A 9759-nucleotide genomic window follows, 5' to 3' on the forward strand; every position below is an offset into this window, starting at 1 on the left:
AATATCGTCAACCAAGCCGCTAAAACACGTTATATGTTTGGTGGTAAAGGTCAGGTTCCAATGACAGTTCGATGTGCAGCTGGTAACGGAGTTGGTTCTGCAGCTCAGCACTCTCAGTCTCTAGAGTCTTGGTTTACACACATCCCTGGTCTCAAGGTTGTAGCTCCAGGTACACCTGCGGATATGAAAGGACTGCTCAAGTCTTCTATCCGTGATAACAACCCTGTTATCATCCTTGAATACAAGTCAGAATTTAACCAAAAAGGGGAAGTACCAGTTGATCCAGACTACACAATTCCACTTGGAGTTGGGGAAATCAAACGTGAAGGTACAGATGTAACAGTCGTTACTTATGGAAAAATGCTTCGCCGTGTGGTTCAAGCTGCCGAAGAATTGGCAGAAGAAGGAATTTCAGTTGAAATTGTGGACCCACGTACCCTTGTACCGCTTGATAAGGATATCATCATTAACTCAGTGAAGAAGACTGGTAAGGTGGTGCTTGTCAACGATGCTCACAAAACAAGTGGCTATATCGGAGAGATTTCAGCTATTATTTCAGAATCAGAAGCATTTGATTATCTAGACGCACCAATCCGCCGTTGCGCCGGAGAGGATGTGCCAATGCCTTACGCACAAAATCTAGAAAATGCAATGATTCCAACAGTTGAAAGCATCAAAGATGCAATCCGTAAGACATATAACAAGGAATAATACATAATATAAGTTATGTAAATAAAATAAAAAAGACGAGGAACTTTGTATCTTTTAGGTGCAGAACTCTCTTCGTCCTTAATATCTTAGTATAGAATTGGAGAGGTCATGGCTGATGACAAGCTAAGAGCGACTCCTGCGGCTAGAAAGTTAGCGAATGATCTAGGGATCAACCTCTACGACGTTTCTGGCTCAGGTGCAAACGGTCGTGTCCACAAAGAAGACGTGGAAACTTATAAAGACACAAATGTGGTTCGCATTTCGCCACTTGCAAAACGAATTGCCCTCGAACATAACATTGCTTGGCAGGAAATCCAAGGAACAGGTCACCGTGGTAAGATCATGAAGAAGGACGTTTTGGCCTTACTTCCTGAAAATATCGAAAACGACACTATCAAGTCTCCTGCTCAAATTGAAAAAGTAGAAGAAGTTCCAGACAATATCACTCCTTATGGTGAGATTGAGCGTATTCCAATGACACCAATGCGTAAGGTTATCGCACAACGAATGGTTGAATCCTACCTAACTGCGCCAACCTTCACACTCAACTACGATGTCGATATGTCTGAGATGCTGGCTCTTCGTAAGAAGGTTCTTGAGCCAATTATGGAAGCAACTGGTAAGAAGACTACTGTAACAGACCTTCTTTCACTCGCTGTTGTGAAAACATTGATGAAACATCCTTACATCAACGCTTCATTGACAGAAGATGGCAAGACCATTATCACTCACAACTATGTCAACCTTGCGATGGCAGTTGGGATGGATAATGGTCTAATGACACCAGTTGTCTATAATGCTGAAAAAATGAGCTTGTCAGAGTTGGTTGTAGCCTTTAAGGATGTAATTGGTCGTACCTTGGATGGTAAATTATCTCCAAGCGAACTGCAAAATTCAACCTTCACAATTAGTAACTTGGGAATGTTTGGCGTTCAGTCCTTCGGTCCGATTATTAACCAACCAAACTCAGCTATCCTCGGGGTTAGCTCAACAGTTGAAAAACCTGTAGTTGTCAATGGTGAGATTGTTATTCGTCCTATCATGAGCCTAGGGTTAACTATTGACCACCGTGTCGTAGATGGTATGGCTGGTGCTAAGTTTATGAAAGACTTGAAAGCCTTAATTGAGAACCCAATCTCAATGTTGGTTTAAAAATACAGTATTTATTTTTAGAGATATAGATAAAGGAAGTAAGACATGGCCTTAGAAGTAATTATGCCAAAAGCCGGCGTGGATATGACAGAAGGACAAATCGTCCAATGGAATAAGAAAGTCGGAGAATTTGTAAAAGAAGGAGAAATCCTTTTGGAAATCATGACTGATAAAGTCAGCATGGAATTGGAAGCCGAAGAAGATGGATACTTGATTGCCATCCTCAAAGGAGATGGTGAAACTGTCCCTGTAACGGAAGTTATCGGTTACCTTGGAGAAGAAGGGGAAAATATCCCAACAGCTGGAGCTGCTGCGCCAGAATCAAAACCTGTACCTGCAGCTAGTGCTTCAAACGACGACGGCAAGAGCGATGATGCCTTTGATATCGTTGTGATTGGTGGAGGTCCTGCTGGATATGTAGCGGCCATTAAAGCTGCTCAACTTGGTGGTAAGGTTGCCCTTGTTGAGAAATCTGAACTCGGTGGAACTTGCTTGAACCGCGGCTGTATCCCAACTAAGACCTACCTTCACAACGCTGAAATCATCGAAAACATCGGTCATGCAGCAAACCGTGGTATTGTCATTGAAAATCCAAACTTCACTGTAGATATGGATAAACTTTTAGAAACTAAATCTAAAGTTGTCAATACCTTGGTAGGTGGTGTTGCGGGTCTTCTTCGTAGCTACGGAGTTACTGTTCATAAGGGTGTTGGTACAATCACTAAAGACAAGAATGTCTTGGTAGATGGTTCTGAATTGCTTGAAACCAAGAAAATTATCCTTGCTGGTGGTTCAAAAGTCAGCAAGATTAACGTCCCTGGTATGGAATCTCCACTTGTGATGACCAGCGATGATATTCTTGAAATGAACGAAGTTCCAGAAAGCCTCGTAATCATCGGTGGTGGGGTTGTCGGTATCGAACTCGGCCAAGCATTCATGACATTTGGTTCAAAAGTAACTGTTATCGAAATGATGGACCGTATCGTGCCAGCTATGGATGCGGAAGTGTCTAAGAATCTTCGCTTGATTTTGGAACGCAAAGGTATGACCATCTTGACAGGTACAAAATTGCAAGAAATCATCGAGGAAAATGGCCAACTTCGTATCAAGGTTGAAGGAAAAGACGATATCATTGCAAATAAAGCTCTTCTTTCAATCGGTCGTGTACCAGACCTTGAAGGAATTGGCGATGTTGAGTTTGAATTGGATCGTGGTCGTATTAAGGTCAATGAGTACATGGAAACTTCTGTTCCTGGAATCTACGCACCAGGTGACATCAACGGTACTAAAATGTTGGCGCACGCAGCCTTCCGTATGGGGGAAGTTGCTGCTGAAAATGCCCTCAAAGGAAACCATGCTGTTGCTAAATTGAACTTGACTCCAGCAGCTATCTACACTCTCCCTGAAGTAGCAGCAGTAGGTCTGACTGAAGAACAAGCACGTGAGAAATACGATGTCGCAATCGGTAAATTCAACTTTGCAGCCAACGGTCGTGCCATTGCATCTGATGCTGCTCAAGGTTTCGTAAAAGTTATCGCTGATAAGAAATACGGGGAAATCCTTGGTGTGCACATCATTGGTCCTGCAGCCGCAGAATTGATTAACGAGGCATCAAGCATTATCGAAATGGAAATCACTGTTGAAGAAATGCTGAAGACTATCCACGGACACCCAACCTACTCTGAAGTGATGTACGAAGCATTTGCGGATGTTCTAGGAATGGCCATCCATTCACCTAAGAAAAAATAAAACGAAGATAGACTAGGCTGGAAAGATGTTTTCCAGTCTCTATCGTATAAAGGGATATCATGAAATATATTATCAATCATTCAAACGACACTGCTTTTAATATCGCCTTGGAAGAATATGCCTTTAAACACTTACTAGATGAGGATCAAATCTTCCTTCTTTGGATTAACAAACCTTCTATCATTGTTGGTCGTCACCAGAATACTATCGAAGAAATCAACCGTGATTATGTTCGCGAAAATGGTATTGAGGTAGTCCGCCGTATCAGTGGTGGTGGAGCTGTTTATCACGATTTAAACAACCTCAACTACACCATCATTTCAAAAGAAGATGAAAACAAGGCCTTCGACTTCAAGAGCTTCTCAACTCCAGTTATCAATACCTTGGCTCAACTTGGTGTTAAAGCCGAATTTACAGGCCGTAATGATCTAGAGATTGATGGCAAAAAATTCTGTGGCAATGCTCAAGCCTATATCAATGGGCGTATCATGCACCATGGTTGCTTGCTCTTTGACGTTGATTTGTCAGTTCTTGCTAACGCCCTCAAGGTTTCAAAGGATAAATTTGAGTCAAAAGGTGTCAAATCCGTCCGTGCCCGTGTAACAAATATTGTCAATGAATTGCCAGAAAAAATCACAGTTGAAGAATTCCGTGATTTGCTCTTGGAATACATGAAAAAAGAGTACCCAGAGATGACTGAATACGTTTTTTCTGAGCAAGAATTGGCTGAAATCAATCGTATCAAGGATACCAAGTTCGGTACTTGGAACTGGAACTACGGTAAATCACCTGAATTTAACGTCCGTCGTGGAACAAAATTCACCAGTGGTAAGGTCGAAGTTTTTGCCAACGTCATTGAATCAAAAATCCAAGATATCAAGATCTATGGGGACTTCTTTGGTATCGAGGACGTTGCAGCTGTAGAAGATGTCCTCCGTGGAGTGAAATACGAACGTGAAGATGTCCTCAAGTCACTAGAAACTATTGACATCACACGCTACTTTGCTGGTATTAGCCGTGAAGAAATCGCTGAAGCGGTAGTTGGATAAATCAAAAAGAAGTTGGTTGTAGGACCAGCTTCTTTTTTAAAAACCATATATTACATAATTTATTTTATGTATTTTATAAACTGTCTAGAGCATTCTTTTGTTCATCATTAACGATATGGGTATAGAGGTCAGTGACTTGTGTGCTGGCATGTCCTAGCTGGTGACTGACCAAAACTTGCGATTTAGTGGCATCATAGAGCCTGGTTGCTAGGGTATGTCGTAGTTTATGGGGTGTTACACGGACTTTGAAGTCCTCAGAGTACTTAGCAACCATTTTCTCAACGCTGGAAGCATCGATACGATTAGGAACTCCTCTGTAGAGAGTCAAAAAAAGGGCTGTATCTGTTTTTTCCGTCTTATAGCGTTGATTTCGAATGGCCAAATAATTCTCTAAATAAGGCTTAGCAAAGGCAGCGACATTGACCGAGTCACGTTTACCCCCTTTTCGAGTGACATCAATAACCATCATTTTGAGATTGAGATCTCTTAGATCCAGATTAACAGCTTCAGATAAGCGGACACCAGACGCCAATAGAAGGGCAATAATGGCCAAATCACGTTCTTTATTTTTGTTGAATGATGAGAGAGCGCGATTTGAAAGTTGTTGTGGATACTCTTGGTCAATATAAGTTAGGAAACCTTCTGTTTCATCACCTAAAAAGAGTTTTTGCTTGATGTTTTCAGCTCTGGCAGCAAGCGTTTCTTTCTTTTTTTTGGTTGAAACTTTTTTCATTACATTACGATAAAAATAAGGTTCCCCCTGATCGTTTTCAACCTCCTCGGTTAGATACTTATAAAGACTGGAAAGAGCTGACAAGGTTCGATTGATAGTTGTCTGTGAAACTCCTTGTTTGGTTGTATTAGCATTCAGCAAAGGACGTTCACGTAAATAAAGGATAAAAGATTCCATGTCTTTCTTAGACATATTTTCCAAGACAGATAAAGGAATATCAGACATTTTATCAGCATTTGAAATGTCAGACTCTAAAACCCAGCTGAAAAATCGATCGTATTCCTTGAGATATTCGTACAAGGTTGTAAAACTGTAAGGTACAGCTAGCTTAGATTGATAGTATTCCAGAACATACCAGGGCATGATTTGTTTTAGTTTGTCTATTCGTTCCAGTAAAATCTCACGTTTCATGTATTTTCTCCATAAATAAGTCTACTAGTAGTATAGCATAGACTTATTTATTTTTCAAGAAAATTATAGTTTTTCGGAAAGATGTAATAAGAAATTTAAAAAAGAAGTCTAACTTCCCCCCAGTTATCCTGAACCCTTTGTTAAATTTCATCATACTTGAGCAACATATTCGGAATCTTTTCTTCAAGACTCTTGCGAACCTTACCTTGAATTGCAGTGTCCATTTGGCTATTTATGCTTGTAATGGTAGATTTGGTTTCTGTAGCAATTTTCTTATTATCAACTTCTTCGGAAATTAGTTTTTTTAAGTTTGCATTTCGTTCGTCTAGATTAAGCGCTTTGTTATCAAGTTTCTTTTTTTCTTGATAATATTGGTCTTCTAGAGTAAATAGTTCTCTTTCTTTCTCTTTCTTTCTCTTTTATTTCCTCCCATTTTACATCTTTTCTTTCCATTGTCGAAACTCCTTGCCTAATTGCTTGTCAGTTGCTACTGTTTTTTCGATGACTTCCTGTAATTGTTTCAAATGCTTGGGCGGAAGCATTCATCTTAGTGGTTGTTTGATTTGTCTCTGTCTGAAATGTATCTATAAACTGTGCTTGAGTAATACCTTGACTAGCAAAAATGGCATCAACCTCATAGGGAGCTAATGCTGTGTAGCTCGTAAAGTCGATTTTTGACCAAATTTCTTGTAATTCCTGATTGGCTTTTTGGGCTAAGGCGCTCACTTCATCAGCTCCAGTTCTTGCTGCTGTAGCCATAGATGATGATAGGATAGAACCTTGAGCTGCATCTAAGTATATTTTCTCAAAGCTACTAATGCCACCTGATGACCATTTTGATTTCAAGTCCTTAATGAGCCATTCCTCGGAGACTGTTGGCATAGGCTCGATAAACGCCACTGATTAAGGGTTTCCCTCCTTTGCCATCAACAAGTTGACCAGTTACTGGATCAAAACTCCCAGTCTTCAATTTTATGGCTATTACCATCAAGCTAGTATATGGTATCAGGCATTTTTAAGAAAGACTTATTAAACCATTCGGGGTGATTGAAATCATTGATAACTACTACATTATCAGACTTTCTACGATAATCTATAAACATAGCTGGATTTTTATCAATAAATGCTTTTTCCTCGTTAGAAAGTGATAGATAAGTGAACCAAGCGTTAAAAGTTGTAGTTGGAATATGATATTTAGCTCCTATTTTCAGCATGTAGGAACCTTGTGAATAGCCAGATAGTTGACTGACTTCATATCTAGGATCGTCCATAATCTCTTTTACAAATCAATCTGCTACAAAATATTGAGGAGATAAGGATGTTTCTCTTTCAATAATGGCAGTGGAAACATCAACCTTAGTGCAACTCCCTGGATCAGTTCCTGCAGCAATAACAGCTATACTTTTATAATCAGGTTCGCCGTTGACAATAGATGCAACTGCTAGCCTAGCCCGTCAAAACCTGTTTCAATGTCAGACTTAGTGGCAACAACACGAAATTCTTGACCATCGGAGGTGGTTATTGTGTTGGTTTTTTCTAAATCATCAGGAGATATACTTTCAATGAGATTTGAATTGACATAAGTCCTTCCGTTACGCTTAGCGAATTCAAGATTTACACTAGACACAACATAATCCCGATTCAAATTGTTTAACTGCTCATCTGTATAGGAAAATGTCATCATTGTTCTCCCGTGCTATTATCTGAATATGTAACAAATACTTTTAAGTCGGTCACTCCTTTGTAATTGTTAAGGAATTGCCTTTTCTCATTGGTCAATGATCCTTGATAATTCTTTTTATCATGGAGTCCATGGCCTATCCTATACTTAGTTTTTCTTTCATCATTAAATTTGATTTCTACATCACAAGACCATGAACCTGGAGGGTTTGTGTAGTTTGGATTGGAAATCTTAATCTCCTCAATCCCTTCATAGGAATTTTTTAAAGCGTTGACCAAGCTGACTTCATACTCTCTATTCCGACGTTCTTCTTGAGACTTCCCTAACATACTAAACATAAAAACACCTCCTGTTGTGATAGTTGCGAGTAGAAAAACCATGAATAATGGTTTATAGCTTTTTCTTAATCTGTCTTTACTCATTGTTATCTCCACTCCTCTCAGCATATTCAAAATTTACACTATAAACATTTTTCCGTGATTTAATTCATTGAGTTGTTTATCATTATAAGAGTATACCATTAATATTCTCCTTCTGAACCATCTGAATAAATAATTTTTGTGAGTTTACTAGTCTTACCCAAGTGACTATTTAAAAATTCTCGGTCCTCTTTTCTATTCTCTCTTTCTAAGGATACATCTGAAATATGTTTATCATTTTTTGAATAATTAATTTTATATTTTATGCTTCTCTCATTAAAAAATAGTTCAACTACGCAAGTCCAGCTTCCTGGCGGATTTGTGTAGTTTGCATTAGAAAATCTAATTTCTTCAATACCCTCATAACTATCTTTTAAAGTTTCAACCAAACTAACTTCGTACTCTCTATTCCGATGTTCTTCTTGAGACTTCCCTAACATACTAAACATAAAAACACCTCCTGCTGTAATGAATGCAACTAACAAAACGATTAGTAGCTTTTTATGACTTTTTTTAATGCTGGAATTGTTCATTTAAGATTTCCTCCTTTCTCTTGTTATACTATAAGATTAGTCTATTTTACACTATAATAAGAAAAAGTTGATTTACTTCTATAAGGTCTTAGTAGGACTTTCTGAATCCGTTCCTGCAGCAATCACAGCTATACTTTTATAACCCGGTTTGCCGTTGACTATAGGACCCTACCGCCAAACCATCAAAACCTGTTCCTCGGTGAGACTTATTCGCAACGACACGGAATTCTTGACCATCGGAGGTGGTTATAGTGTTGATTTCACCTTTTTTTAACTCGTTATCTGATTTAGCAGAACAATATTTGTTCGGTTTTCTTTACGCTGTGCGAACTCAGTATTAACACTGTAAACATTCGGACCTTGATTCAATTCATTAAGTTGTTTGTCTGTATACACGTATTTATTCATCATAGCTCCCCTTCTGAACCATTCGAATATTTAACTTTAACTTTTGACTTAGTACAACCTCGCCTAGAATTTAAAAAATGTTGAAATTCTTCATCATCCTTATTATATACTCCAATCCTAATTTTATTCGAGTTTATATCAAAAGCTAAAACATGTTCTTTAGATGTTCCATCAAAAAATTTTAGTTTCACATCCGCCCCCCAAGCGTCTGAAGGAATTGAGCTGTACGATGGATTCGCAATCGTTACCTCCTCAATCCCTTCATAGGAATTCTTTAAGGCGTTTACCAGACTAACTTCATACTCTCTATTTCGACGCTCTTCTTGGGATTTTCCTAACACACTAAACATAAAAACACCTCCTGCTGCGATAGTTGCGAGTAGTAAAACTATGAATAATGGTTTATAGCTTTTTCTTAATCTGTCTTTACTCATTATCATTTCCTCTTTTTCTCAGCATATTCAGCATTGACACTGTATACATTCTTCCCGTGATTTAATTCATTGAGTTGTTTATCAGTAATTTACTGTTCCCCTCTTTCTTTGTTAGAGTATGTAACCGTAACTGTATTAGTTGTTATTCCTTTTCTTCGGTTAAGAAAATCTCGCTGTCCATAAGTCATACGACCATTGTAATTTTCTATCTCATCTAAGTTATGTGGAATTCCATAGAATATTTTTTCCCCATCTTCAAACAAAATATCAACCTTACAAGACCAGTCACCAGGAGGGTTCGTATATGTTGGATTGGAAATTTTGATTTCTTCTATCCCTTCATATGAATTCTTTAAGGCATTAACCAGACTTACTTCATATTCTCTATTTCGACGCTCTTCTTGGGATTTTCCTAACATACTAAATATAAAAACACCTCCTGTTGTGACAGTTGCGAGTAGTAAAACTATGAATAATGG

General features: G+C 38.6%; 12 protein-coding genes. 4 read left to right on the forward strand and 8 right to left on the reverse strand.

Going from position 1 to position 9759, the window contains the following annotated elements; genetic code table 11:
* From HMPREF2655_RS08445 to HMPREF2655_RS08460, 4 genes are all read left to right on the forward strand, one after another.
* On the forward strand, positions 1–711 hold a 711-nt coding region (locus HMPREF2655_RS08445), incomplete at its 5' end, for an alpha-ketoacid dehydrogenase subunit beta (RefSeq protein WP_070838567.1).
* Positions 712–819: 108 nt separating this feature from the next.
* Positions 820–1863, forward strand: a complete 1044-nt coding sequence (locus tag HMPREF2655_RS08450) for a dihydrolipoamide acetyltransferase (protein WP_000752731.1) — start codon at positions 820–822, stop codon at positions 1861–1863.
* A gap of 45 nt (positions 1864–1908) precedes the next feature.
* A complete protein-coding gene (lpdA, locus tag HMPREF2655_RS08455; protein ID WP_001162886.1) occupies positions 1909–3612 on the forward strand; it encodes a dihydrolipoyl dehydrogenase in 1704 nt (567 codons plus the stop codon).
* 59 nt (positions 3613–3671) lie between these two features.
* The gene (locus HMPREF2655_RS08460) at positions 3672–4661 is read left to right on the forward strand and encodes a lipoate--protein ligase (RefSeq protein WP_000874005.1); all 990 of its coding nucleotides are present in this window, start codon (positions 3672–3674) and stop codon (positions 4659–4661) included.
* 73 nt (positions 4662–4734) lie between these two features.
* Here HMPREF2655_RS08460 and xerS read toward each other — a convergent pair whose 3' ends face one another.
* From xerS to HMPREF2655_RS08495, 8 genes are all read right to left on the reverse strand, one after another.
* Entirely contained in the window at positions 4735–5805 is a 1071-nt protein-coding gene (xerS, locus tag HMPREF2655_RS08465; RefSeq protein WP_000817852.1) for a tyrosine recombinase XerS, read from the reverse strand.
* A 480-nt stretch (positions 5806–6285) separates the two neighbouring features.
* The gene (locus HMPREF2655_RS10475) at positions 6286–6705 is read right to left on the reverse strand and encodes a hypothetical protein (protein WP_257368000.1); all 420 of its coding nucleotides are present in this window, start codon (positions 6703–6705) and stop codon (positions 6286–6288) included.
* A gap of 92 nt (positions 6706–6797) precedes the next feature.
* Complete coding sequence (locus HMPREF2655_RS10480; protein ID WP_227945781.1) at positions 6798–7076, reverse strand: hypothetical protein; 279 nt, start codon at positions 7074–7076, stop codon at positions 6798–6800.
* A gap of 170 nt (positions 7077–7246) precedes the next feature.
* Positions 7247–7486 carry a hypothetical protein gene (locus tag HMPREF2655_RS10485; protein WP_227945780.1) on the reverse strand — a complete coding sequence of 80 codons (240 nt, stop codon included), beginning with the start codon at positions 7484–7486 and terminating at the stop codon, positions 7247–7249.
* Positions 7486–7908: a hypothetical protein gene (locus tag HMPREF2655_RS08475; protein WP_070838569.1), complete on the reverse strand. Its 423-nt coding sequence runs from the start codon at positions 7906–7908 to the stop codon at positions 7486–7488. The genes HMPREF2655_RS10485 and HMPREF2655_RS08475 overlap by 1 nt, the downstream gene beginning before the upstream one ends.
* 98 nt (positions 7909–8006) lie before the next feature.
* Complete coding sequence (locus HMPREF2655_RS08480; protein ID WP_070838571.1) at positions 8007–8438, reverse strand: hypothetical protein; 432 nt, start codon at positions 8436–8438, stop codon at positions 8007–8009.
* A 407-nt stretch (positions 8439–8845) separates the two neighbouring features.
* Complete coding sequence (locus HMPREF2655_RS08490) at positions 8846–9286, reverse strand: hypothetical protein (RefSeq protein WP_373878877.1); 441 nt, start codon at positions 9284–9286, stop codon at positions 8846–8848.
* An 83-nt stretch (positions 9287–9369) separates the two neighbouring features.
* A partial coding sequence (locus HMPREF2655_RS08495; RefSeq protein ID WP_373878878.1) for a hypothetical protein occupies positions 9370–9759 on the reverse strand: 390 nt, incomplete at its 5' end.

It is taken from the genome of Streptococcus sp. HMSC066F01 (assembly GCF_001837335.1).
GTDB lineage: Bacteria > Bacillota > Bacilli > Lactobacillales > Streptococcaceae > Streptococcus > Streptococcus oralis_S.